Annotated in this window: 25 protein-coding genes and 1 pseudogene; 16 read left to right on the plus strand and 10 right to left on the minus strand. The window is 65.8% G+C overall.

Translation table 11 applies throughout. The features are described from left to right. Positions 1–8 precede the first annotated feature (8 nt). The gene (locus tag EAH75_RS13425) at positions 9–743 is read right to left on the minus strand and encodes a 16S rRNA (uracil(1498)-N(3))-methyltransferase (protein WP_140652248.1); all 735 of its coding nucleotides are present in this window, start codon (positions 741–743) and stop codon (positions 9–11) included. A 30-nt stretch (positions 744–773) separates the two neighbouring features. After that, a complete protein-coding gene (locus EAH75_RS13430) occupies positions 774–2138 on the minus strand; it encodes an adenosylmethionine--8-amino-7-oxononanoate transaminase (RefSeq protein ID WP_140652251.1) in 1365 nt (454 codons plus the stop codon). Between the two features lie 67 nt (positions 2139–2205). Between EAH75_RS13430 and EAH75_RS13435 the strand changes: the two genes are divergently transcribed. The 6 genes from EAH75_RS13435 (at position 2206) to EAH75_RS13460 (ending at position 6924) form a co-directional block, all read left to right on the plus strand. Further along, complete coding sequence (locus EAH75_RS13435) at positions 2206–2991, plus strand: type II secretion system protein N (RefSeq protein WP_140652253.1); 786 nt, start codon at positions 2206–2208, stop codon at positions 2989–2991. Positions 2992–3006: 15 nt separating this feature from the next. Next, positions 3007–3783 (plus strand): inositol monophosphatase family protein, encoded by a 777-nt coding sequence (locus EAH75_RS13440; protein ID WP_140652255.1) that lies wholly within the window; start codon positions 3007–3009, stop codon positions 3781–3783. Positions 3784–3806: 23 nt separating this feature from the next. After that, positions 3807–4364: an ADP compounds hydrolase NudE gene (gene nudE / locus EAH75_RS13445; RefSeq protein ID WP_140652258.1), complete on the plus strand. Its 558-nt coding sequence runs from the start codon at positions 3807–3809 to the stop codon at positions 4362–4364. Next, the gene (gene cysQ, locus EAH75_RS13450) at positions 4361–5176 is read left to right on the plus strand and encodes a 3'(2'),5'-bisphosphate nucleotidase CysQ (protein ID WP_140652260.1); all 816 of its coding nucleotides are present in this window, start codon (positions 4361–4363) and stop codon (positions 5174–5176) included. Before nudE ends, cysQ begins: the two co-directional genes overlap by 4 nt. A gap of 29 nt (positions 5177–5205) precedes the next feature. Then, positions 5206–6018 carry a nucleoside triphosphate pyrophosphohydrolase gene (gene mazG, locus EAH75_RS13455; protein WP_140652263.1) on the plus strand — a complete coding sequence of 271 codons (813 nt, stop codon included), beginning with the start codon at positions 5206–5208 and terminating at the stop codon, positions 6016–6018. Between the two features lie 114 nt (positions 6019–6132). Then, positions 6133–6924, plus strand: a complete 792-nt coding sequence (locus tag EAH75_RS13460; protein WP_140652265.1) for a DUF4097 family beta strand repeat-containing protein — start codon at positions 6133–6135, stop codon at positions 6922–6924. Between the two features lie 50 nt (positions 6925–6974). Here EAH75_RS13460 and EAH75_RS13465 read toward each other — a convergent pair whose 3' ends face one another. The 4 genes from EAH75_RS13465 to EAH75_RS13480 all read right to left on the minus strand — a co-directional run bounded on the left by EAH75_RS13465 (position 6975) and on the right by EAH75_RS13480 (position 12132). After that, positions 6975–8108, minus strand: a complete 1134-nt coding sequence (locus tag EAH75_RS13465; RefSeq protein ID WP_170212230.1) for an SLC13 family permease — start codon at positions 8106–8108, stop codon at positions 6975–6977. A gap of 127 nt (positions 8109–8235) precedes the next feature. Then, positions 8236–8865, minus strand: coding sequence for a glutathione S-transferase family protein (locus EAH75_RS13470; protein WP_140652478.1), 630 nt, complete (start codon positions 8863–8865; stop codon positions 8236–8238). A gap of 85 nt (positions 8866–8950) precedes the next feature. Next, positions 8951–11434, minus strand: a complete 2484-nt coding sequence (locus tag EAH75_RS13475; protein ID WP_140652267.1) for an ABC transporter permease — start codon at positions 11432–11434, stop codon at positions 8951–8953. After that, the gene (locus EAH75_RS13480) at positions 11431–12132 is read right to left on the minus strand and encodes an ABC transporter ATP-binding protein (protein ID WP_140652270.1); all 702 of its coding nucleotides are present in this window, start codon (positions 12130–12132) and stop codon (positions 11431–11433) included. The genes EAH75_RS13475 and EAH75_RS13480 overlap by 4 nt, the downstream gene beginning before the upstream one ends. On the opposite strand from EAH75_RS13480, the gene EAH75_RS13485 reads away from it, so the two are divergent. From EAH75_RS13485 to EAH75_RS13495, 3 genes are all read left to right on the plus strand, one after another. Next, a complete protein-coding gene (locus EAH75_RS13485; protein ID WP_140652272.1) occupies positions 12131–12757 on the plus strand; it encodes an arylesterase in 627 nt (208 codons plus the stop codon). The two genes, EAH75_RS13480 and EAH75_RS13485, sit on opposite strands and share 2 nt — an antisense overlap. Before the next feature lie 106 nt (positions 12758–12863). Continuing rightward, positions 12864–13595, plus strand: coding sequence for a response regulator transcription factor (locus EAH75_RS13490; protein WP_140652274.1), 732 nt, complete (start codon positions 12864–12866; stop codon positions 13593–13595). Between the two features lie 28 nt (positions 13596–13623). Further along, positions 13624–14634 (plus strand): sensor histidine kinase, encoded by a 1011-nt coding sequence (locus EAH75_RS13495; protein ID WP_140652276.1) that lies wholly within the window; start codon positions 13624–13626, stop codon positions 14632–14634. A 32-nt stretch (positions 14635–14666) separates the two neighbouring features. Here the strand turns inward: EAH75_RS13495 and EAH75_RS19950 are convergent, their stop codons facing one another. Together EAH75_RS19950 and EAH75_RS19955 are read right to left on the minus strand one after the other, a co-directional pair. Continuing rightward, entirely contained in the window at positions 14667–15299 is a 633-nt protein-coding gene (locus tag EAH75_RS19950) for a 3-oxoacid CoA-transferase subunit B (RefSeq protein ID WP_240046234.1), read from the minus strand. A 93-nt stretch (positions 15300–15392) separates the two neighbouring features. Next, positions 15393–16028 (minus strand): annotated as a pseudogene (locus EAH75_RS19955) (CoA transferase subunit A); the annotation flags it as partial. A 235-nt stretch (positions 16029–16263) separates the two neighbouring features. Between EAH75_RS19955 and EAH75_RS13505 the strand changes: the two are divergent. From EAH75_RS13505 to EAH75_RS13535, 7 genes are all read left to right on the plus strand, one after another. Next, complete coding sequence (locus EAH75_RS13505) at positions 16264–17262, plus strand: sulfate ABC transporter substrate-binding protein (RefSeq protein WP_140652280.1); 999 nt, start codon at positions 16264–16266, stop codon at positions 17260–17262. Between the two features lie 5 nt (positions 17263–17267). Further along, positions 17268–18092: a sulfate ABC transporter permease subunit CysT gene (gene cysT / locus EAH75_RS13510; protein WP_140652283.1), complete on the plus strand. Its 825-nt coding sequence runs from the start codon at positions 17268–17270 to the stop codon at positions 18090–18092. Next, positions 18089–18952, plus strand: coding sequence for a sulfate ABC transporter permease subunit CysW (gene cysW / locus EAH75_RS13515; RefSeq protein WP_140652285.1), 864 nt, complete (start codon positions 18089–18091; stop codon positions 18950–18952). Before cysT ends, cysW begins: the two co-directional genes overlap by 4 nt. A gap of 10 nt (positions 18953–18962) precedes the next feature. Then, positions 18963–20123 carry a sulfate/molybdate ABC transporter ATP-binding protein gene (locus EAH75_RS13520; RefSeq protein WP_140652287.1) on the plus strand — a complete coding sequence of 387 codons (1161 nt, stop codon included), beginning with the start codon at positions 18963–18965 and terminating at the stop codon, positions 20121–20123. A 256-nt stretch (positions 20124–20379) separates the two neighbouring features. Next, positions 20380–20748 carry a BlaI/MecI/CopY family transcriptional regulator gene (locus EAH75_RS13525; protein ID WP_140652289.1) on the plus strand — a complete coding sequence of 123 codons (369 nt, stop codon included), beginning with the start codon at positions 20380–20382 and terminating at the stop codon, positions 20746–20748. Continuing rightward, positions 20738–22294, plus strand: a complete 1557-nt coding sequence (locus EAH75_RS13530) for a M56 family metallopeptidase (RefSeq protein ID WP_140652291.1) — start codon at positions 20738–20740, stop codon at positions 22292–22294. The genes EAH75_RS13525 and EAH75_RS13530 overlap by 11 nt, the downstream gene beginning before the upstream one ends. 97 nt (positions 22295–22391) lie before the next feature. After that, positions 22392–23393 (plus strand): isoaspartyl peptidase/L-asparaginase family protein, encoded by a 1002-nt coding sequence (locus EAH75_RS13535; protein ID WP_140652293.1) that lies wholly within the window; start codon positions 22392–22394, stop codon positions 23391–23393. A 15-nt stretch (positions 23394–23408) separates the two neighbouring features. Here the strand turns inward: EAH75_RS13535 and EAH75_RS13540 are convergent, their stop codons facing one another. Further along, on the minus strand, positions 23409–23867 hold the full coding sequence (locus EAH75_RS13540; protein WP_140652295.1) for a hypothetical protein: 459 nt from the start codon (positions 23865–23867) through the stop codon (positions 23409–23411). Continuing rightward, on the minus strand, positions 23864–25036 hold the full coding sequence (locus tag EAH75_RS13545) for a sialidase family protein (RefSeq protein WP_140652297.1): 1173 nt from the start codon (positions 25034–25036) through the stop codon (positions 23864–23866). Before EAH75_RS13545 ends, EAH75_RS13540 begins: the two co-directional genes overlap by 4 nt. Between the last annotated feature and the right edge of the window lie 35 nt (positions 25037–25071).

Raw genomic sequence — 25071 nt, forward strand, 5'->3', positions numbered from 1 at the left:
GCGACGGTCTAACCGTCGCCGTGCAATGCTTGCAGGGCCGCGAGGGCGGCCAGCCCGGCGGTCTCCGTGCGCAGGATGCGCGGCCCCAGTCGCAAGCCTTCGAAGCCCGCGGCGGTCAGCGCCGATGTATCACGCTCGCCCAGCCCTCCTTCCGGTCCGACTACCAGCACGCCGCCGCTTGCCGCGAAACGCAGTTCGCGGGATGAGTGTGTGGCTTCGGGCAGCAGCGCAAGACGCAGTGCGCCGTCCGTGGCAAGGCTGTCCAGCCAGATCGGCAGCGGCAATGCCGGGGTGATCTCGGGCAAGCATGCGCGGCCACTCTGCTCGCAGGCGCTGGCCGCTACCGCGCGCCAGTGCGCCAAGCGCTTCTCGGCCCGTGCGGCATCCAGCTTCACTTCCGAGCGCTCGGTCAGCAGCGGTACGATGCGCACGACACCCAGCTCGGTCGCTTTCTGCACGATCAGATCCATCTTCTCGCCGCGCGCCACGCCTTGCGCCAAGGTCAGCGACAGTGGCGACTCGTTGTGCAGCTGTTGTCTTGAATCGATCCGTACCGTGACCTCGCGCTTGCCTACCGCGAGAATGCTGGCCGGGTAGTCGCTGCCGTCGCCGTTGAACAGGGTCAGCGGATCTCCTGCCACCAGTCGCAACACGCGGGCAACGTGCTCGCCGGCCTGCGCCGGCAGTGACAGTTCAGCGCCCGGAATGAGCGGTAGATCGGCGTGGATGCGAATGGTGCGCATGAGTATCGTGTTCCGCAGTGTCGGGTGAGGTCAGCCGGTCACAGCGCGTTCGATGCCGGCGATCGCGGTGTCGACCAGCAGATCGATTTCCGCTTCTGTGACTACGTAAGGTGGCATGAAATACACCACGTTGCCGAGCGGGCGCAGCAGCACGCCCTGCTGCAGGCCATGCAGGTACACGCGCAGACCGCGGCGCTCGTCTGCCGGAAACGGACGTCGGCTGGCTTTGTCGGCGACCAGCTCGATCGCTGCGATCATGCCGGTCTGGCGCACGTCGGCGACATGCGGGTGGTCACGCAGTGGTTCGAGCCGACGGGCCAGATGCGTGGCGAGCTGACGATTGCGTTCGAGCACCGGCTCATCGCGGAAGATCGCCAGTGTTTCCAGCGCTACCCGGCAGGCCAGCGGGTTGCCGGTATAGCTGTGCGAATGCAGGAACGCCTTGCCGGCGCTGTATTCCGCGTAGAACGCCTCATAGACGCCGGTGGTGGTGAGCACCGCCGACAACGGCAGGAAACCGCCAGTGAGGCCTTTCGACAGGCACATGAAATCCGGGGTCACGTCGGCCTGCTCGCAGGCGAACAAGCTGCCGGTACGGCCGAAGCCCACCGCGATCTCGTCGGCGATGAAGTGCACCGCAAACTCATCGCATAGTGCACGCAGGCCGGCCAGGTAACTCGGGTGATACATGCGCATGCCGCCGGCGCATTGCACCAGCGGCTCGACGATCACGGCGCAGGTTTCATGCGCATGACGTTCGAGCAGCGCGCGTAGTTCGGCGAGTCGGCGTTTGGCCGTCTGTTCGGGCGACTCACCCGGCTCGCCCTCATACGTGTCCGGGGATGGCGCCAGAAACGGCGTCAGCAGCAGCGGCGCATAGGTCTTGCGGTACAGCGCCACGTCGCTTACCGACAACGCACCCAGCGTCTCGCCGTGATAGCTGCCGCTGAGCGCGATGAAGCGGGTCTTCTCGCCATGACCCTGGTTGAGCCAGTAATGGAAGCTCATCTTCAGCGCCACTTCGATCGCCGCCGAGCCGTTGTCGGCGTAGAACACGCGATCGAGTCCGGGCGGCGTGACACGCACCAGTTCCTCGGCCAGCTCGATCGCCGGTGCATGGGTGAAGCCGGCAAAGATCACATGCTCCAGCGTGCGTGCCTGCTCGGCCAGTGCGGCGGCGATGCGCGGATTGGTGTGGCCGAACAGGTTGGTCCACCACGAGCTGATGCCGTCCAGGTAGCGGCGACCGTCGGCGTCGACCAGCCACGCGCCTTCGCCGCGCACGATCGGTACCATCGGCACGCTTTCATGGTCGTGCATCTGCGTGCAGGGATGCCACAGGTGTTTCAGGTCGCGCGTGGCGAGTGCGGCGTTGCTGCTTGCGGGCTTGCTCATCCGGCTATCATCGGCGTTGCGCCATGGACGCTCAAGTCCGCGCATGAATCATCCCGGAACTCGACGCTTGAAGTACTTGCGAAAACACCTGCTCGGTCTCGGCGTGGTGCTGCTGGCCGCGGCTTTATTGCTGTGGTTTCTGCCGGCGCGCTGGGCGATGCTGTGGCTCGAGCCGCAACTGCATGGACTGCGTCTGCAGCAGGTGCAGGGGCTGCTGTGGGATGGCCGCGCCGGTCAGGTCGTGGCCACCGATGGCCATGTGCTGGGGCAGGTGCAATGGCACATATCGCGGCGTGCACTGCTGGGAGAGCTGCAGCTGCACCTGGACTTCGATGGGCCGCAACTCGCCTTCTCCGGCGGGGTGCAACGACTGCCCGACAATCAGGTCGCATGGCGCGAAGTGAGCCTGCGGGCCGATCTGGCTGCGCTGGATCCCTACGTGAAGTCGCCGTTGGACCAGCCCCGTGGCGAGCTGCTGGTGACGATCGACCATGCGTTGTTGCAAGGTGGCTGGCCGCTGCAACTGCAGGCGCAGGCGCACTGGCGGCATGCCGTCATGCACACGCATGGCGGCGACGTGGCGCTCGGCGAACTGCAGTGGCAGGCGCAGGCGCATGGCGGCGTGATTCAGGCGCAAGTACATGATGACGGGAACGGACCATTGCATGCGAACGGTCAGTTGCAGCTCAGTCCGCTCGGCTGGCGACTGGACGCGACGCTGCGTCCCCGACAGACTGATCCGGCACTGCGCCGATGGCTGGCCGGGTTGGGGCAACCAGCCGCTGACGGCAGCGTGCATATCCAGCGCAGTGGTGGGCTGGCTGGCACCCTGCCGGCGGCGCCATCGAAATGAGGACACGAGACCCACATGAATCCTGACATCACCGCATTAGCGCTGACTGCCGCACGCGAGGCCGCCGAAGCCGCTGCCGAAGTGATCCGGCATTACTGGCGTCGCGGCGTCGAGGTCGAGCTGAAGTCCGATGCGACGCCGGTGACCATCGCCGACCGCGAGGCCGAGCAGGCGATCCGGAGAATCCTGCAAGCCGCCTTGCCGCAGGCGTCCATCTACGGTGAGGAATTCGGTCTGGAGGGTGAGCGCGGCGGGCTGCTGTGGCTGGTCGATCCGCTCGATGGCACCAAGAGTTTCGTGCGGCGCACGCCGTTCTTCTCGACCCAGATTGCGCTGATGGATGGCGATGAACTGGTGCTCGGTGTATCCAGTGCGCCGATTTACGGTGAGACGATGTGGGCAAGCGCCGGCAACGGCGCGTGGCTCGATGGCGAACGCGTGCAAGTGGCTGCCACCAGCACGATCGGCGAGACATCCATTTCCATCGGCAACGTCAAGACGCTCACCGCCGATGCCCGCTGGGACGCACTGGGGGCATTGATCCGCGACAGCAACCGTATCCGCGGTTACGGTGATTTCTGCCATTACCACCTGCTGGCACGTGGCTCGCTGGACCTGGTGATCGAGTCGGACGTGAACATCCTCGACATCGCGGCGCTGGCGGTGATCGTGCGCGAAGCCAGCGGCGTGTTCACCGATCTTGATGGCGCGCCGCTGACGCTGGAGACGCGCAGCGTGCTGGCCGGCACGTCGGCTGTCCACCCGCAGGCGCTGCAGCGCCTGCGGCGTTGAGCGACGCGCGCTAGAATGTGCAGATGCCAAAATTACCCATCATCCATGCCATGCGGGACGTCAGCGACAGCCGGTTCCTGCAGGTCGAACAGCTCGATCTGGAATTCTCCAACGGCGTACGGCGTACGTATGAACGATTGAAAGGCAGCGGCCTGGGCGCGGTGATCATCGTGCCGATGCTCGATGATGAAACCGTGCTGCTGGTGCGCGAATACGGCGGTGGTGTGGGCCGCTATGAACTGGGCCTGCCGAAGGGCCGGCTGGATCAGGACGAGACCGCCGAACAGGGCGCCGAGCGCGAGTTGAAGGAAGAGATCGGTTACGGCGCGCACAAGCTGAAGATTCTGCACAACCTGTCGCTGTCGCCCTCGTACATGACGCATATGGCGCACGTGGTGCTGGCGCAGGATTTGTATCCCGAAAAGCTGGTCGGCGACGAACCGGAAGAGCTCGAAGTGGTGCCGTGGAAGATGGCCGAGCTGCACACCCTGCTCGGTCGCGATGACGTGACCGAAGGGCGCTCGATTGCCGCGTTGTTCATGGCCCGCGAATACCTTGCTGGGCGCTTCCAGCGCACATGAGTACCGCCCCCGACCTTGCCCGGCAGATTGGCGATATCGCACGTGCCGCCGGCGCGGCGATCCTGTCGATTTACCACAGCGACTTCGCGGTGCAGACCAAGGCCGATGAGTCGCCGCTGACCGCCGCGGACCTGGCCGCTCAGCAGGTCATCCTGGCCGGCCTGAGCAGCCTCGATCCGCTGTTGCCGATATTGTCGGAAGAAGCAAAGGCGCTGCCGTGGTCCGAACGCCGGCACTGGTCACGCTACTGGTTGGTGGACCCGCTCGATGGCACCCGCGAGTTCGTCAAGCGCAACGGTGAGTTCACCGTCAATATCGCGCTGATCGACGAGCGCCAGCCCGTGCTCGGCGTGGTGCTGGCGCCGGTCACCGGGGAGTTGTACATCGCCGCACACGGGCAGGGCGCGTGGCTGCAGATCCAGGCCGATGGTGACTGGCAACGCATCCGCACCCGCCCACTGGGGCAGTCACCGCTGGTGGCGGGCAGCCGTTCGCATGGCGGCTCGCAGAGCAGCTTGCTGCAGCAGTTGATCGGTAACGATTACGAATTGGTACCGCTCGGCTCGTCGCTGAAATTCTGCCTGATCGCACGCGGTGCGGCGGACGTCTATCTGCGCCTTGGCCTCACCAGCGAGTGGGACACCGCCGCCGCGCAATGCGTGCTGGACGAGGCTGGTGGCGCGGTACTGGATCTGTCCGGCCAGCCGTTCCGCTACAACCGTGGCGAGTCGTTGCTGAATCCCGAATTCATCGCCGTCGGCGATATGGCCGTCGATTGGGCGGCACGACTGCAGGCGGCGATACAACGCTGATTCGATGCATTGATGGGATCTGGCACGGCATGAGCGATTCACCCCGATACAGCCTCGACGACCTGCTTGCAATCATGGCGCGCCTGCGCGATCCCCAGCGGGGTTGCCCGTGGGACGTGCAGCAGGATTTCGCGTCGATCGCGGCGTACACGATCGAGGAGGCCTACGAAGTGGCCGACGCGATCGACCGCCGCGACTGGCCAGATCTGCGCGACGAACTGGGCGATCTGCTGCTGCAGGTGGTATTCCATTCGCAGATGGCGCAGGAGCAGGGGCTGTTTGATTTCGCCGATGTCGCCCATGCGATCAGCGCGAAGATGCAGCGGCGCCATCCGCATGTATTCGGCGACGTGCGTTACGCGGATCTAGACGAACAGAAGCGTGCGTGGGAAGACATCAAGACCCGCGAACGCGCGGATAAGGGGGAGTCTGCCGACGACAGCGCGCTGGCCGGTATCTCGGCCGGTCTGCCGGAATGGAAGCGCGCGCTGAAACTGCAGCAACGCGCGGCCAGCACCGGTTTCGAATGGACCGATCCGCAGCCGGTACTGGCCAAGCTGGTCGAGGAAGTGGACGAGGTGCGTGCCGAGTTCGCCAACGGCGCCGATCCGGCGCGACTGCAAGACGAAATCGGCGACGTGCTGTTCGTGACGGTGAATCTGGCACGCCATGCCGGCATCGATTTCTCGCAGGCGCTGCGGCATGCCAATGCGAAATTCGAACGGCGTTTCCGGCAGATGGAGCAACTGGCTGCTGCCGAAGGTGCGGTATTCGGGGAACGCACGCTCGCCGAACAGGAACAACTATGGCAGCGTGCCAAAGCGATCGAGCGCGAGCCTTGACCACGAACGTCGAGGCGCGGCACCCCATCGGGGCATCCGCCGGCGTTGGAGTGGCATGCAACCCTTTTGCGCCGAGCTGCATCTCAAGCCTGTTGCCAACCCGAGGAGTTCATCATGCGCCGTCTTTTCACCGCCGCCCTGTTGCTTGCGCCGTTCGCTGCCTTCGCCGCCACGCCGTGCAAGTACGAAGCGCCGCGAAACCTCCAGCTTGATCTGGCCGGCGTGCGTGCCGTGCAGATCGAAGTGCACAGCCAGGACCTGCACCTGACCGGTAGCGACAGCGCCAGGGGCCTTACCGTTACGGGGCGCGCCTGTGCTTCGGAGAAGGCCGCGCTGGACGATCTGCAGGTCACCCAGCAGCGCGAAGGCGATCAACTGCTGCTCGACATCGGTGGCAGCAACAACCATTTCTCGCTAAGCCTGTTCGGCAACTCTTACGCGAATCTCGAGGTCACCGTGCAGCTGCCGGCGAACCTGCCGGTAACCCTCAGCGTGGGCTCCGGCGACGCCGACGTCAGTGGCGTGCAACAGCTGCAGAGCAACGTCGGCTCGGGTGATCTGCACGTACGCAAGGTGTCCGGCAAGTTCGGTACCAGCGTGGGTTCGGGTGATGTCGACGCGACCGATATCGGCAGCCTGGAGCTGGGCTCAGTCGGCTCCGGCGACTTCAAGGCCGATGGCATCAAGGGCGATGCCAGGGTCGGCAGCATCGGCTCGGGTGATGTCACGCTGCGCAATGTCGGCGGCAGCGTGCATGCCGATACGCTGGGTTCCGGCGATCTCACGGTGAGCGATGTGGCCGGCGATTTCAGTCTCGGTGCGAAGGGCAGCGGCGACGTCAATCATTCCGGGGTGAAGGGCAAGGTCAGTGTGCCGCACGATAACGACGACGGCGATGACGATTGAGATGGCTTGAACTCCTGCCCGCGCTTCGCGTGGGCAGGAGCGGCCGGATATCAGCCCAGCCAGCGCCAGGCCAGGTACACCAGCGGCGCGCACACCAGCAGGAACGGAATCGATACCAGGTGTAGCAGCCGCAGGCCGCGCGGCTGTTTCGCCAGACGCAGTGCGATCAGGTTCGCCAGTGAGCCGATCGCCACGCCGAAGCCACCCACGTTCACCGCCACTGCCAGCGCGATCGCGTCTGGAGTGCGATCCAGCAGCAGCACCGTGGCCGGCACGTTGCTGATCAGCTGCGAGGCGACGATGCCGCTGGCATACAAAGTCAGCGATTGGCTGAAATCGAGCCGGTCCAGCGCATCGCGCACCAGCGGCAGCTCGGCGAAGTGGCCCAGCCCCAGAAAGATCGCGGCGAACGTCAACAGCAGCAGCCAGTCGATCCGCGCCAGACTCGATCGCGCCAGCAGCGCGAACAGCCCCAGCAGTAGCGCGGCACCCAGCGGCGCCTGGTGATATTCCATCAACAGCACCATGCCGGCCAGCGCGACCATCGACCATGCGCCGAGCCGGTTCGATGTCACCTGACCATCGATCTTGTCCGGAGTCAGTTCGACCCGATCGCGCGGCAACCACAGCAGGGTGAATGCCGCCACCAGCACGAACATCACCGCCGCCGCCGGCAGCATCGCTGCCGCGAAATGCAGGAACGGCAACGACGAGTGCTGCCACAACAGCAGGTTCTGCGGGTTGCCGATCGGGCTCAGGGTGGAACCCGCATTCACCGCCAGCGCCTCCAGCACCACCATGCGCAGCACCGGCAGGTTCGACATGCTGCCGATCGCCAGCGTCAACGGCACGATCAGGAACAGGCTCACGTCGTTGGTCAGCACCATCGACAACAACGCCGTCGCGATTACCAGCAGCAAGCCGAGACTGCGCAATGAATGTGCTTTCGCCACCACGGCGACCGCTGCGTGCTGCACCAGTCCGCTGTCGCGGATGCCCTGGATCGCGATCAGCAGCCCCATCAGGCCGGCCAGCGTCGGCAACTGCAACCAGTGCTGATATTTCGTCAGCGGTTGCGGGTCGAGCAGGGCCAGCGCGATCGTCAATGCGGCGAACAGCAGCAACAGCCATTCGGCCCAAAGCTTTGCGCGCCAGTCGGTGCGCGAGTGTGCGAGCTCGTTCACCACCGGACGATGCGTTGGTGTTGTGGGAGCGGCTTCAGCCGCGATGGTGTTGCAGAGCTGCCTGTGCCGATCGCGACTGAAGTCGCTCCCAGCCGCTTGTCGACACGCGCGGCCCGAACGCCGTAGTTCACCACTCGCTCAGTCCCTCGATCTCGTACAGCTTCTGCCAGCTCGGGCGCGCACGGACCAGATCGGCCAGCCGCTTCAGTGCCGGCCATTCGGTGACCGGACGCGGCATGTTGCGCGACCAGCGCATCAGCATGGTCAGCAGCAGGTCGGCGCCGGAGAATTCCCTGCCCAGCAGGTAGGGGCCGTTCGCGTTGAGTTGCGCATCCAGCAGATCCCACACACTTTCGACCTTGCGCTGCAGGGCGGCATGCACTTCCGGCGTGTGCTCCGGTGCGCCCAGCTCCGACGGATAGAACCAGAAGCGGTACGTCGACATCAGCGTATTGCTGAGATAGACGATCCACTGCTGCCACGCCTCGCGTTCGGGCGTACCCGGTGCTGGCGCCAGCTTCGCTTCCGGGTGACGCTCGGCCAGCACCATCAACAACGCCGCCGACTCCGACAACGGCCGACCATCGATCACCAGCGTCGGCACCACGCCACGCGGATTGAGTTTCAGATAGGCCGGATCGTGCTGTGCGTCGGTGTCGAAGTCGACCAGCCGCAATTCATGCAGCGCACCGATTTCCAACAGGGCCAGGTGCACCACCATGCTGGCGGTGCCGGGGGAGTAGTACAGCGTGTACATGGGAGTCATCGATCCTCTAAGTGCAAGCGCGGGCGACACATTTTACCCACACCGGTGATCGCTTCCTGCCGCCGTGCAACGCGACTCAGCCTTCGCGCAGCAATCGCATCGGCGGCGTGCGCGTCACCTTGCGCGTGCCGACCAGACCCAGCAGCATCACCACGAAGCCTGCGCCGAGTGCTGCGAATACCAGTGGCCACAGCGGCGGCACGAAGCCTTCGATGTGGAACACCGCATGACCCAGCCATAGGCCGGCACCCGCGGCACCGAGCGCGGCGGTAAGGCCCGCGACCAGCCCGAGCAGGGCGAATTCGCAGGCGGCGGCGACGCGCAGCTGGTTGCGGCGTGCGCCCAGCGTGCGCAGCAGCGCGGCCTCGTGCCGGCGTTCGGCCGCGCTGGCGGCGAGTGCGGCAGCCAGCACCAGCGCGCCGGCGAGCAGGCTGAAGCCGAGGATCCAGCGCACCGCGTTGCCGACCCGGTCGACGATTTCGCGCACGCGGTCGAGCAGCGAGTCCACGTCGACCAGGCTGAGGTTGGAATAGTCGCGCGACAGCTGCGCCAGTTGCGTGGCGTGGCCGCGCGGCAAATGGAAACTGGCCAGCCAGGTATGCGGCAGGTTGCCGGCGTGGGCCGGATCGAGCAGCAGGAAGAAGTTGACCCGGAACGAACTCCAGTCGACCTTGCGGATGCTGCCGACCTTCGCATCGAGGCTGCCTTCGCCGACATTGAAACTCAGCGTATCACCCACCTTCAGCGCAAACATGTCGCGCCACATGGTGTCGATCGACACTTCGGCCTGGGCCGGATGCGCACCTTGCCACTGACCGGCGATCACCTGGTTCGACGGTGGCAAGGCATCGGCCCACGACAGGCGCAGTTGCCGGTCGGCCCAATCCTTCGCTCGCTCGTCCTCGAAATGCAGCTGGTCGATCGGCGCGCCGTTGATCGCGGTGAGCTTGCCCACCGCCAGCGGCAGCATGTTGAGCTGGTCGCCACCGATGCCGGCCAGCGCGTGCTCGAAGCCGGTGCGCTGGTCATCCTGCAGGTTCAGCGCGAACCAGTTCGGCGTATCCGCCGGCAATTCCTGGCGCCAGCCCTGCAGCAGGGCTGGCGCGACGATCGCCAGCAACAACAGCGCGCACAGGCCAAGGCTGAGCGCGGTGGCCTGGATCAGGCTCAGCGTGCGCCGCCGCGCCAGCGCGGCAAGACCCAGCCGCAGCGCCGGATGTGCGCCGGGTGCGATGCGCCGCGCCAGCCACAGCAGCAAGGCGGCCAGCAAGGCGGCCACCACCGCTACGCCGAGCAGGCTGGCGGCAAGGATGCCGGCCAGCTGCAGCGAACTGCTCTGGCTCCAGATCAGGCCCAGCGCGACCAGCGCGGGGATCAGATACAACACGTCGAAACGGCGTACCCGCCGCGTCACGCTCTGACGGAATACCGCCACCGGCGACACCTCGGCCAGCCGTACCAGCGGCGGCAGTGCAAAGCCGGCCAGCACGGCAATGCCCATCGCGGCAGCAGCGAACGATGGTGCCAGCGGCAGCACGGTCGGCAGGCTGCCGAACAACTGGCTGGCGAACAGCCATGCCAGCTGCGACAGCCCCAGTGCCAGCAACAGGCCGAGTGCTGCCGCCGGCAGCGCGAGTGCGCCGAGCGTGCCGAGCAACAGGCCCAGCACGCGCCGGCGTGAGGTGCCCAGCGCGCGCAGCAGGGCAACTTCGGAAGTCTTGCGTCGTGCATAGCGTTGCGCGGACAGCGCAATCGCGATGCCGGCCAGCAGCGCCGACAGCAACGCGGTCAGGCGCAGGAACGCGCCCGCCCGGTCGAACGACGTGCGCATGCGTTCCTGGGTCTGTTCCGGCGTGATCAACTGCGCGCCCTGCGGCAGCGTCGTCGCTTGCGCCCAGTCGCGCCAGCGCTGTACCGCGTCGGGAGCGCCCGCCAGCAGCAGCTGGTGACGGGCGCGACTGCCGACGCCGAGCAGGCCGGCCTGTTCGGCATCGGCCAGATTCATCAACGCGCGCGGCGCCAGCGCAAACAGCTGGCCGCCGTCGGGCTGGCGCACGAGTTCGGCAGCAATGGTCAATTCACGGCCGCCCAGCTGCAGCGGCTGGCCGACCTCGAGGTTCAACGCGACCAGCGCACGATGATCGAGATAGACCTCGCCCGCGGTCGGTGCGTGACCCTTGCGGGTGTGGCCTGCTGCGTCCGCCAGCTCCAGCGTGCCGCGCAACGGATAGTTCGGCCCGCTGGCCAGCACGTCGAGCAACTGGGTCTGCTGGTGGGCGAACGCCACGCTGGGAAAGCTTGCCGTGCGCGCGATCTGCAGGTCGTATTGACGGGCCTTGTCGACAAAGGCGTCCGGTGCGGCTTGTGGCGACGACACGCCGATGTCGCCGCCGATCAGTTCGGCCGCACTGGCCAGCATGCCGCGCTCGATCCGCGTTGCCAGTGTGGCGACCACGCCGAGCGCGACCACCGCCAGCACCAGCGACGCGGCCAGCGTGCGCAGTTCGGGCAGGTGCCATTCGCGGCGCAGGCTGCGCAGGGCGAGCAGCAGCATCTTCATGCGTGTGCGCTCACATCGTGCGGCACCACGCGGCCTTCCTCCAGTTCGATCCGCCGATCGCAACGCGCGGCCAGCGTGGCGTCGTGAGTCACCAGCACCAGCGTGGTGTGATGATCGCGGTTCAGCGCAAACAGCAAGTCGCAGACATGGTGGCCGGTGCGTTGGTCCAGATTGCCGGTGGGCTCGTCGGCAAACAGCACGCGCGGGCCATGCACGAACGCTCGGGCGATCGCCACGCGCTGCTGCTCGCCACCGGAAAGCTGAGCCGGATAGTGCCGCCGACGGGAACTCAGCCCGACCGCGTCGAGCGCTGCGCGCGCGCGTTCGCGTGCCGCGCTGACGCCTTCCAGCTCCAGCGGCAGCATCACGTTTTCCTCGGCGGTGAGCGCGGGCAGCAGATGGAACGACTGGAACACGAAGCCGACCAGCCGCCGGCGCAGGTCCGCGCGCGCTTCCTCGTCCAGCTGCTGCAGTGCATGCCCGTCCAGTTCGATGCTGCCGGTATCGGGGGTGTCCAGCCCGGCCAGCAGGCCGAGCAGGGTGGTCTTGCCGGAACCGGAGGCACCGACGATGGCGAAGCTCTCGCCCGGCCGGATCTGCAGGCTGACCTGACTGAGGATCTCCAGTCGTCCCTCGGGGCCGCTGACCGACTTGCTAACATCGCAGGCCTGAAGAAGAGGACGGGAAGAATCACTCATGCGTCGATGCCTTGATTGGTTGTTGTGGAGCGGGTTGGTTTTTCTGTGCGGCAGCGGCGGCGCCTTGGCGGCGACGCCGAAAACCGTACTGGTACTGGGTGATTCGCTGTCCGCGGCGCACAACATACCGGTCGAGTCCGGCTGGGTGCACCTGCTGGATGCGCGTCTTGGCAAGATGGTGCCGAAGTGGGCCGCGATCAATGCCAGCATCAGTGGCGAGACCTCGTTGAGCGGACGCAACCGCCTGCCGGCGCTGCTGGCGAAATATCGACCCGCCGTACTGGTGCTGGAGCTGGGCGCCAACGACGGATTGCGTGGCCTGCCGTTGCCGGCGCTGCGAGACAACCTGGCTGCGATGATCGATCAGGCACAGCGGGCGAAAGTGCGGGTGTTGCTGGTGGGCATCGAGCTGCCGGTGAATTACGGGCCGCAGTATCGCGATGGCCTGCGTGCGATCTACGCCGAGCTGGCGCGCAGCCGGCACACCGCGCTGGTGCCGTTTCTGCTCGATGGCGTCGCGCTCGATCCCGCGCTGATGCAGGACGATGGCCTTCACCCCGTGGCGAGGGCGGAACCGACGGTACTCGAAACCGTATGGCGCGCTCTGAAGCCGCTGCTGCGTTGAGTTCAAACCGAACGATCTCTGAATCGCCGGTCACTGTTTCACACAACACTCACCTGCCAGCCGGTTAGATCTTCACATATGTGAAACCAACGGAAGTGGGGACGATATGACCGTACATGACGAGCAAGCAGGGCTGATCCTTCTGGTCGAGGACAATCGCCAGATCGCCGAGATGGTGGGCGAGTTTCTCGAACGCCGCGGCTATTCGGTCGACTATGCCGCCGACGGTGTCAGTGGGCTGCATCTGGCGGTGTCTAACAGCTACGACGTGATCGTGCTGGACCTGATGCTGCCGGGCCTGGACGGGCTGGAAGTGTGTCGCAAGCTGCGCAAGGAGGCGAAGAAATCCACGCCGGTGCTGATGTTGACCGCGCGCGACACGCTGGAAGACAAACTGGTGGGTCTCGAAGCGGGCGCCGACGACTACCTGGTGAAACCCTTTGAGGTGCGCGAGCTGGAGGCGCGCCTGCGCGCGCTGATCCGCCGCGACCGCCGCCAGGTATCGACCGAAGTGCTCACGGTCGGCGATATGACACTGGATACCGCCACGCTGCGCCTGACCCGCGAAGGGCAGGAGCTCACCGTGTCGCCGATCGGGCTGAAGCTGCTGGCGATCCTGATGCGTGAATCGCCGCGGGTGGTCAGCCGGCGCGATATCGAGCGCGAGATATGGGGCGATACGTTGCCCGACTCGGACACCTTGCGTTCGCATCTTTATAATTTGCGTCGGGTCATAGACAAGCCCTTCGCGCGGCCCCTGCTACACACCATCCATTCGGCCGGCTATCGTCTGGCGGATCTGGAATCAGAAGTGGCGTCAACGACACAGACGGCCTGACATCACATCGACATGACACAAACATGTAATGGATAGCAGGGTCAAAGCAGTCACATTTCGTGTGGGTGCCTTCCGGCGGCGGATTGCGTGGGTATTCGGGTTGCAGTTTGTGATCGTTGCGATCGTCTGCATCCTTGGCATCTACAACGTCATGCCGACAGCGGTGGTGATTGCGGTGATCGTGATCACCACCGCCATCGCCTGGTTGACCACCCGCCGGGAATGGCGGCCGGTGCGTGCGCTGGCGCGACTGGTCAATCACTGGGATGGTCAGCAACTCGATCCGGAATCCCTGCATCTGGATCAATTGTCCACGCATACCGATGCCGACGTGGCCTCGCTGGTGCACGGGCTGCACGGTTTCGCCACGCGTATCGCCGGCTACAACCAGCGCGAGCGCAACTTCACCCGCGATGCCAGCCACGAATTGCGCAGCCCGCTGACCGTGATCAAGATGTCGGTGGACATGCTGACCGAAGAAGAGGGCCTCAGCGAGTTCGGCGCGCGCTCGGTACGCCGGATCAAGCGCGCCACGCGCGAGATGGAGGTGCTGGTGGAGGCTTTGCTGCTGCTCGCCCGCGAGACGGATGCCACGGACAGCGAACGCTTCGTCGTCAACGACGTGCTGCACACGGAGCTGGCATCCGCCCGGGAATTGCTGACCGGCCGCCCCATCGAACTGCTGCTGGAAGAGCCGGCCAGCTTCGCCTTGCGCGGCTCGGCGCAGGCTTTTTCAGTGCTTTGCTGGCAGTTGATCCGCAACGCCTGCCAGCAGACCGAGCAGGGCAGTGTGGTGATCACCGTGATGCCTGGCGTCGTGAGCGTGAGCAATCATGCCGACCCCCACATACCCGGCGACAGCTCGCGCCCAGTGCGTGTGCACGGCGCCGACCGGCATGGATTCGAGCTGGCCATTGCCCAGCGCATCAGCGACCGTTTTGGCTGGCCGCTGGAATTGCAGACGCGCGTCGGCCGGGAAAACATCGCCCGCATCCGTTTTTCGCATCCCCTGCCGGTTGAGGCGTCCGACAAGAGTTGATCGCAGCGGTATCGGATGCGCTCGCGCGCGAATCAGCCGTTTTTCAGTGCAGGGTCGATCGCGAACCCGCAGCCGGTTCTGGCCTTCACGTCGTCGAGGCTGACGCCGTCGTTGAGTTCGATCAGCACCAGTCCCTCGCCCTTGTTGACCTTGAACACGCACAGGTCGGTGATGATCAGGTCGACGACCTGCTTGCCGGTCAGCGGCAGGTCGCAGTCGGTCTTGATCTTCGGGCTGCCGTCCTTCGCGCTGTGTTCCATCAGCACCACCACGCGCTTGACGCCGCTGACCAGGTCCATCGCGCCGCCCGGGCCCTTGACCATCTTGCCCGGCACCATCCAGTTCGCCAGATCACCGTTGCATGACACTTCCAGGCCGCCGAGGATCGACAAGTCGATGTGGCCGCCGCGGATCATCGCGAACGACTCCGCGCTGGAGAAGAAGCTGGAACCGGGCAGGGTGGTGATGGTCTGTTTGCCGGCGTTGATCAGGTCGGGATCGATGTTGTCTTCGCTCGGGAATGGGCCGATGCCGAGCAGGCCGTTCTCCGATTGCAAAGTGACATTGACGCCGTCGGGAATGTAATTCGCCACCATGGTGGGGATGCCGATGCCGAGGTTCACGTAGAAGCCGTCCTGCAGCTCCTGCGCGGCACGTTTGGCCATCGCCACGCGGATCGGGCTTTCCTTGCCGCCGGCCACGCCGGCAATCGTGCGGAACTCGATCCGCTTCTCGTACTTCGCGCCCTGCACGATGCGGTCGACGTAGATGCCCGGCACGTGCACCTGGTCCGGATCGATCGAACCGACCGGTACCAGTTGCTCGACTTCGGCCACGCAGATCTTGCCGCAGGTGGCGATCATCGGGTTGAAATTGCGCGCGGTCTCGTGGAACACCAGGTTGCCGTGCGCATCGCCCTTCCACGCCTTGACGATCGACAGGTCGGCGTGGATCGCCTCTTCCAGCACGTATTCCTTGTCGCCGAAGACCTTGGTTTCCTTACCCTCGGCCAGCTTGGTGCCGAACGCGGTGCGTGTGTAGAAGCCGGGGATGCCGGCGCCGCCGGCGCGCAGCTTCTCGGCCAGCGTGCCCTGCGGGGTCAGATGCAGTTCGAGTTCACCGGCCAGCACCTGCCGCTCGAATTCCTTGTTCTCGCCCACGTAGGACGCGTAGACGCGCTTGACCTGATGCGTCTTCAGCAACGGACCCATGCCGAAGTCGTCCACGCCGGCATTGTTGCCGACGATCGTCAGGCCCTTGGTGCCGGCTTCCAGCAGCGCGCCGATCAGGTTCTCGGGAATGCCGCACAGGCCGAAGCCGCCCGCGGCGATGGTCATATTGTCGACCAGCAGCCCATCAAGTGCTTTCGCCGCGCTCGGGTAAACCTTGTTCATTGCTGTGCCTTCCTGCAGGGAGAGTCAGCTGCCAAGGATACGACGGATCGACCGTGGCCGGCCCTGTACCAAGGTCGCAAGCCGGCGCCGGGAGCAGCAGGAACCTCGGCCAGCCTGCACACAATCGGCTCGCCGTGGCGTTGCCAGCGCTCATAACGTTATGCGATTTCGCAAGTTCGCAGCGCAGTGACCAGTCGATAGGCTGATCGTCTCCCTGTCGAAACCGGACGCATCGATGAAGAAACTCCCCGTGTTGCTGGCACTCGTCGCTACCCTGGTGACGGCGACGACGGCCGCCAGGGACGTGACCGTGCTCAATGTGTCCTACGACCCCACGCGCGAGCTCTACCGCGACGTGAATGCAGCATTCGCCGCGCAATGGAAGGCACGGCACGGCGACAACGTCACCATCCAGATGTCGCACGGTGGCTCCGGCAAGCAGGCGCGCTCGGTGGTCGATGGGCTGTCGGCCGACGTGGTGACGCTCGCGCTGGCCTGGGACATCGATGCCATCGCCGATCACGGGTTGCTGGCGAAGGACTGGCAGCAGCGGTTGCCGCAGAACTCCTCGCCGTATACCTCGACCATCGTGTTCCTGGTGCGCAAGGGCAATCCCAAGGGCATCAAGGACTGGCCCGACCTGATCAAGCCCGGCGTGCAGGTGATCACGCCGAACCCGAAGACCTCCGGCGGCGCGCGCTGGACCTTCCTGGCGGCGTGGGGCTATGCGCTGAAGCAGCCCGGCGGCAACGAGGCGAAGGCGCGGGCATTCACGCAGGAGCTGTTCAAGCACATGCCGGTGCTGGATGCCGGCGCGCGCGGCGCCACCAACACGTTCGCTCAGCGCGGCGTCGGCGATGTGCTGCTGGCGTGGGAAAACGAGGCGCTGCTGGCCAGGCAGGAGCTGGGCAAGGATGCGTTCGAGGTCGTGGTGCCCTCGGTGACCATCCTGGCCGAACCGCCGGTCGCGGTGGTCGACGGCAACGCCGACAAGCACGGCACGCGCGCGATTGCCGAGGCTTATCTGAAGTTCCTGTATTCGCCGCAGGGGCAGGCGATCGAGGCCGGGCATTTCTACCGGCCGCGCTCGCCGGACGTGGCGCAGCAGTTCGCCGCGCAGTTTCCCAGGGTGAACACGTTCACGATCAAGGATGTCTTCGGCACGTGGCGCCAGGTACAGGCGAAGTTCTTTGCCGACGGCGCGATCTTCGACCAGATCGGCCCCGGCAACTGAGCATCATGCGGCGTCACGTCCTTCCGGGATTCGGCATCAGTCTGGGCTACGCACTGACGTATCTCGGACTGATCGTGCTACTGCCGCTGGCGGCACTGGCCTGGAAAGCCTCCGGCATCGGCGTCGCCGGACTGCTGCACCTGCTGTCGTCGCCACGCACGCTGGCCGCGCTCAGGCTGAGTTTCGGCGGTGCGCTGCTGGCCGCGGCGGTCAACGCGGTGATCGGGTTGCTGGTGGCGTGGGTGCTGGTGCGCTATCGCTTTCCCGGTCGGCGCCTGTTCGACGCGCTGGTCGATCTGCCGTTCGCCTTGCCGACGGCGGTGGCGGGCATCGCACTCACCACGCTGTATGCGCCGAATGGCTGGCTGGGCGGCTGGCTCGCGACATGGAGTATCAAGGTCGCCTACGCGCCGCTGGGAGTGCTGCTCGCGATGGTGTTCGTCGGTTTTCCATTCGTCGTACGCACGCTGCAGCCGGTGCTCGAATCGCTCGACCGCGACGTCGAGGACGCCGCCGAGAGCCTCGGCGCCCGACGCTGGCAGACGTTCGTGCGCGTGATCCTTCCGATGCTGGCGCCGACCCTGCTGACCGGTTTCGCGCTGGCGCTGGCGCGGGCGGTCGGCGAATACGGTTCGGTCATTTTCATCGCCGGCAATATCCCGATGCGCTCGGAGATCGCGCCGTTGCTGATCGTGCAGAAGCTTGAGCAGTTCGACTACGCCGGCGCGGCGGCACTGGGGGTGGTGATGCTGCTGTTCTCGTTCGTGCTGCTGGTGGTGGTTGCGTTGCTGCAACGCTGGAGCGTCCGCTGGACGGAGTCGGGACGATGAGCGCACTCGTGTCCGCCCGTCCGGTGGCCTGGTCGCGGCGTCTCGTGCGTGGGGCGCTGGTGCTGCTGGCGGTCGGCTTCCTGGCGCTGTTCCTGTTGCTGCCCCTGGCGACGGTATTCGTCGAGGCATTCCGCCAGGGCGCGGCCATCTACCTGACCAGCATCCGGCAGCATGAATCGCTGGCGGCGATCCGACTGACCCTGCTGGTGGCGGCGATCGCGGTACCGCTCAACCTGGTGTTCGGCGTGATGGCGGCATGGGCGATAACGCGTTTCGATTTCCGCGGCAAGGCCTTGCTCGGTGCATTCATCGATCTGCCGTTCTCGGTCTCGCCGGTGATTTCGGGCCTGGTCTACGTGCTGCTGTTCGGTGCGCAGGGTTGGTTCGGCCCGTGGCTGGATGCGCACGGGGTCAGGATCATCTTTGCCGTGCCGGGGCTGGTGCTGGCGACGATCTTCATCACGTTGCCGTTCGTCGCGCGCGAGTTGATCCCGCTGATGCAGTCGCAGGGCAGCGAGGAAGAGGAAGCCGCCCGCGTGCTTGGCGCGAGCGGCTGGCAGATGTTCTTCCGGGTGACCTTGCCCAACATTCGCTGGGCGCTGCTGTATGGCGTGCTGCTGTGCAATGCCCGTGCGATGGGCGAGTTCGGCGCGGTGTCGGTGGTATCCGGTCACATCCGCGGACTGACCACCACGATGCCGCTGGAAGTGGAGATGCGCTACAACGAATACGACTTTGCCGGCGCGTTCGCCGTCGCCTCGCTGCTGGCCCTGCTGGCACTGATGACGATGGCGCTGAAGACCTTGCTGGAGTGGCGTTATGGCAACGAGATCGCGGCGCATGCGCCCGGCGGCCACTGAAGGACATCGCATGAATCTGGAACTGTCTCACCTGAGCCGTCGCTTCACCGACTTCGCCGCGCTGAAGGACGTCAGCCTGACGGTCGCACCGGGCGAATTCATCGCGCTGCTGGGACCCTCCGGATCCGGCAAGACGACCCTGCTGCGCATCCTGGCCGGGCTGGACTATCCCGACAGCGGCAGCGTGCTGCGCGACGGCGAGGATTTCCTGGCAATCCACACACGCGAGCGCCGGGTCGGTCTGGTGTTCCAGCACTACGCGCTGTTCCGCCACCTGACCGTGACCGAGAACATTGCCTTCGGCCTGCGCGTGCGTCCGTGGCGTTCACGGCCTGCACGCGCCGAGGTCAGGGAACGGGTGGAACGCCTGCTGAAGCGCGTCCAGCTGGAAGGCCTCGGCGGCCGTTATCCGGCGCAACTGTCCGGTGGCCAATGCCAGCGTGTCGCGCTGGCCCGCGCGCTGGCAGTCGAGCCCGACCTGTTGCTGCTCGACGAGCCGTTCGGTGCGCTGGATGCGCAGGTGCGTGTGACCCTGCGCCGCTGGTTGCGCGAGCTGCATGAAGAGCTGAAGTTGACCACGCTGTTCGTCACCCACGACCAGGAGGAGGCGCTGGAGCTGGCCGACCGCATCGTGGTGATGAACAACGGGCGCATCGAGCAGGTCGGTTCGCCCGAGATCATCTATCAACAGCCGGCCACGCCGTTCGTGTGCGAGTTCATCGGCAAGGCCAACCGGCTGACCTTGCGCCGCGACGGCAACCATTTTTCGGCGGCCGAATGGACGCTGCCCGGTGATCCCTGGGGCGGTCGCCATGCGCAGGCCGTGGCCTACGTGAGGCCGGAACATCTGTCGCTGGCGGTGCCCGCTTCGCAGCCGGTGCCCGCTTCGCAGCCGGCGTGGACGGCGCGGTTGCGCCACATCTACCTCGCCGGCAGCGTGGCGCATCTGGAGCTGCATGTCGCCGCATTCGACCAGACGCTCGAAGCCGATGTTGCCAGCGAAGATCTGGCCCGTCTCGACCTGCAGCCGGGCAGCCTGCTGCGGGTGGCGCCGCGCAGTGCGGTGGTCTTCCCGCTGGATGATCACAGCGGAGATGCCGTCGCTGGTGATCGCTGGGCGTGGCACGATTCCGAGCGCAAGGAGCCGGGTCGCCTGCGCTCCTGTCGATAGGGACTTCAGCTCGCCTGCAGCAAACGCTCACGTCATAGCGACAGTGGCCGCTTCGAGGACGCGCAGGCCAACCGGCGCAAGGAGCCAGGTGCCTATCTGAAGTTGTCCCGAAGCCGCACACGGCGTGGCTTCGTGGCGATCGGCCTTTGCCATCTTCATGATGTGACGAGGCGCCAGGACAATGAATGCATCGAGGCTTGACGGCATCATTTACGCGTGTAAACATAATTGCACTTACACGCGTAAACGGTGACGCATGGCAATCAGCGAAGCGGAAGCGGTGGTGATGGATGTGCTGTGGCGCGAGGCACCGCTCAGTGCGGAGGAGATCCTCGCCGAGGTCGGTCCGGCACAGAACTGGCAGGAGGGTACGGTGAAATCCCTGCTCAACCGGCTGCTGCGCAAGACGGCCGTGCATGCCGAGCGCGACGGTCGCCGCTACCTGTACACACCGCTGCTGACTCGCGAGAACTACGTGCAGCAGGAGAGCAAGGGTCTGCTCGATCGCCTGTTCGGCGGTCGCGTGGCGCCGCTGGTCGCGCACTTTTCCGAGCAGCGCAAGTTGTCGAAGAAGGACATCGCCGAGTTGCGCAAGCTGCTGCAGGAGCTCGACGATGAACATTGATCTGGCAAGCATCGACTGGATCGGGCGCGGTTGGTTGCTGATCCTCGCGTTTACCGCGGCTGCCATCTGCGTGGCGCTGCTGCGCAAGCCTTGCCGCCGCGCGTTCGGCGCCGAACACGCATTTCAGTTGTGGCTGCTTGTGCCGCTGGCGATGCTGGCCAGCCAGTTGCCGCACATCGCCGGCACGGATCGCGCGCCGCTGCCATCGCTGGTGTACATGATCACCTCGGTGGTCGGTGCGTCGCCCATCCATGCCAGCGCATCGACAAGTATCGGCTGGCGCAGCTGTGCCGGACTGGTCTGGCTTGCCGGCATCGTGGCGAGCCTGGCGCTGGCCGCGATGGCGCAGTCGCGCTATCGCTCCCGCCTGCGTGGAGCCACACCGATGGCCCACGCACCATCGCGCTGGCCGGTGCTGCGTGCTGCCAACGCCGATGTCGGACCGGCGCTGGTCGGTGCGTGGCAAGCCCGTATCGTGCTGCCCGCCGATTTCGAGCGTCGCTACGGCGCCATCGAGCGGGCGTTGATCCTTGCCCACGAAGCGATGCATGCTCGCCGGCGCGATGGCTGGTGGTGTCTGCTGGCGCAGATCGTCTCTGCGATGTTCTGGTTTCATCCGCTGGCGTGGTGGGCACTCGGTGCGCTGCGCCACGACCAGGAACTGGCCTGCGACGCCGCCGTATTGCGCGAACACGGCGCGCAGCGGCGCAGCTATGCGAATGCGATGTTGAAGACCCAGTCGGCGCTGTTTGCGCTGCCGGTGGGTTGTCCCTGGTCACCTCGTCACCCACTCACGGAGCGTATTGCCATGTTGAAATTGCCCTTGCCTGGTCGTCTTCGTCGCAGTACGGGCAGCATGGTGGTTGTCATGCTCGCCTGCGTCGTGGCCGGCTCTGTCTATGCCGCCAGTGCACCATCCGGACAGCGCCACGGAACTGTCCAAGGGTCTGCTGCTGTCGACGAATACCAGCTGGACATGATGGTTGAACTCACCACCGGCGACGCGCATGCCAGCCCTGCCGAACGGATGACGCTTGCGTTGTGCATGGCCCCCGGCAAGAGCGGGACGGTAAGCACCCATGGCTGGACGATTGAAGCCACGCCGTCGCCCGAAGGCGAAAGCCGGTTGCGCATCGATCTTGCAGTGACCGGTGCCGGCGGCGAGCCTGTGGCCCATACCCAGCTGCATGGCGCGCTCGGTGAAGCCGTGCATGCCGAAGGCAGGGGCGAGGACGGCAAACATGGGTATGCCGTCGATATAACGTCGCTCGCTGGCTGTCCGGCGCGTACCGCCACGACCGCCGACACCGGCGCCCGCCTGCGCCTGATCAGCCAGGCGGTACGCAATGAATCCGCGCGTGCCGTCGCCGTCTCGGTGGCATTGGGCGCGGGGCTGACCCTGGTCAATCCGGAAGCGCTGGACAATCGTCTGGTCACGCTGAATTTCGACAAGATTCCGGCTGAGCGCGCGATGCAGCTGATTGCCGATGTCGACGGCGCGAAAGCGGTGTTCGACGGAAACCGGGTGCACTTCGAGCCGAAGTGATCGACGGGCTGGCTATACTCGCCCCGTCACGCATCCGGAGAGTGAAGTGAAGCCGCACCACGTGTTACTTGCCCTTGCTGCCCTCGGAATCTCCGCCATGAGCCACGCCGCCGTCTCACCCGTACTGGTGATCCACGGCGGAGCCGGGGTGATCAAGCGGGAGATGACGCCGGCGAGGGAGCAGGCGGTGCGTGCCGCAATGAGCCAGGCGCTGCACGACGGTTACGCCCAGCTCAAGGCGGGCAAGAGTGCGCTGGACGCAGTGGCCGTCGCGATCGCCGTGCTGGAGGATGACGCGAACTTCAACGCGGGCAGAGGCGCGGTGTTCACCCACGACGGAACCAACGAACTGGACGCGGCCATCATGGACGGCTATACGCTGCGTGCCGGTTCGGTGGCCGGGGTGCGGCGGATCAGGAATCCGATCCTGCTGGCGCGTGCGGTGATGGAACAGTCGCCGCATGTGATGTTGTCCGGCGATGGCGCCGAGGCGTTCGCGCAGAGCATCGGCATGCCGCTGGTCGATCCGTCGTATTTCCGCACCGACGAGCGCTGGCAGCAGCTGCAGAAGGCGTTGAAGGAAGACGCTGCGAAGAAGCCGCATGCGGACGTCGAGACGGCCAGACACTTCGGTACGGTCGGCGCGGTGGCGCTGGATGCGCAGGGGCACCTGGCCGCGGGCACATCCACCGGCGGCATGACCGACAAGCGCTGGGGGCGCATTGGCGACTCGCCGATCATCGGCGCCGGCACCTACGCCAACTCCGGCTGCGCGGTATCCGGCACGGGCTGGGGCGAGTTCTACATGCGCACCGTGGCGGCGCATGCGATCTGCATGAAGGTCACCGAGATGCGCGTGCCGCTGAAGCGCGCCGCCGCCGAGGTAATCAACCAGGACATCCCTTCGATGGGTGGCAACGGCGGCGCGATCGCGCTGGATGCCGGCGGCCACATCTCGATCCCGTTCAATACCGATGGCATGTACCGTGGCTGGATGGGTGCCGACGGTGTGGCGCACGTGGCGCTCTACGGCGACGAGGACGACGGCACTGCCGAGCTGCCGGTGCCGGCTCCAGCGGAAAGTTCGGCGCAGCCCTGAGCACCCTTCGCGCGGTTACCGAATCCTTTGCAGTTGTGCGGCTGTCAGCGCGCCGCTGATGCCGAGCCGGCTGCCGTCCGCACGGATCACCAGCACGCGGGGTGTTTCGCCACCCCAGTGGGGATCGAGCAAAAAGCTGATCCGTTCGGGAGACGCTTCGGCATAGGCGCGGGCTGGATATGCGGCCATCTTCATGCCGCGCAAACGGGCTTCGATCGCATCGCGCTGTTCGACGCTGTCGGTCGCCAGCGTGATCAGTTCAATGTCCCGCGGATGAGCGCGCTGCAAGGCAGCCAGTGCCGCGAGGTTCGGCTCGCAGTAGGCGCAATCGAGCGACCACAGCGCAATGATCCGCTCGCCATGCGCCGGCGGCTGCAGCAGTGCCGGCACCTCGGCCGCGGTCAATGGTTGCACGGGGCCGGCGAATGCCGAAGCCGGCAACAGCAGCGCGAACGCGAGCAGCAGGCGGTTCATCGCGGGGCCTCCACGGGGATCACCCGAAAGCCGGCCGCGGTGTTCCAGGCCACCACGGCGCGCCCCTGCCTGTGCAGCAACTGCGGTGAACCGGCGGCGCCGCGGCTGCGGGCGATCTCGCGGGCGGCATCAAAGTGCACGCCGTCGTCGGCGGAGTGGCGGGCCATCAGCGCATAACCATCAGCGCTGACCTGGTTCCAGACCACCCACACCGTGTGGTCATGCACGGCCACATCGGCATGGCTGGCGCCGGCGGCGGCGATGGCCAGCGGATGTTGCGGTGGACGGGTGGGATCGAGCTGTCCGTACCAGATCGTCGGCGGGCCCTTGGCTTCGTACCACACCGCATGGCGAATGCCGTCGTTGCCGATCGCCAGGCCTGGGCCGTGGTGCGGACAGCCGGCGATCTGCCATTCGCTGAAAGTGGCACGCTCGGCATGACTCGTCTGGCCACCCACATGCAGCACGGCATAGGCGTGGTCGCGGATGTTGTCGCCGTAGATGCTGCGAAAGAACGCGGCTATTTCGCCACCGGGCGTGCGCGCCAGGGCAATGCGGCAGCATTCGCAGCTCTGGTCGATCAGCTTTTGTTCGGGTACGAAGCTGACACCGCCGTCGTTGGACCAGCTGTAGTACACGGCGGCGCCCAGATACGGTTTGCCCTGCGCCGTGGCGGCGATCACGTCGCGCTTGTCGATCCACGCGATCACGATGCGGCCGCCGCCGTCCACGGCCAGCGCGTCGAAGCGGTGGGTGATCTCGGCGCGATCCTGATGCACGGTTAGCGGTTCGCTGAAATGTTCGCCCCGATCCAGCGAGCGGGCGAAGCGCACGAAGCCGGTCCACGGTTTGGCGCGCGGCTGCGACCAGCTCACGTAGATTTCGTCGTGCGGGCCGAGCGCGATTTTCGGTCGATTCTCGCCTTCGGCGTAGATGCGCTCGGCCAGCGTGTTCACCTCGATCGGTGCGCTCAGCGTACGGCCGTCGTCATCCGAATGGCGCAGCCGCACATGGCCATCGGCCGCGTCCACCAGCCACAGGCGGCCATGACTGTCGAACGCGGCACTGGCACCGAGTTCGGGGCCCTTGGGCATGTCCATGTGCATGCCGTCATGCGCCATCAGCACGGGCGACAACAGGCAGAGCAGGCTGATCAGCAGGCGACGCATCGCAATTCCTCGGGTTAATCTGCGGCCTTGCCCGC

Origin of the sequence: Rhodanobacter glycinis, from assembly GCF_006438785.1 — a bacterium.
Classification (GTDB): Bacteria; Pseudomonadota; Gammaproteobacteria; order Xanthomonadales; family Rhodanobacteraceae; genus Rhodanobacter; species Rhodanobacter glycinis_A.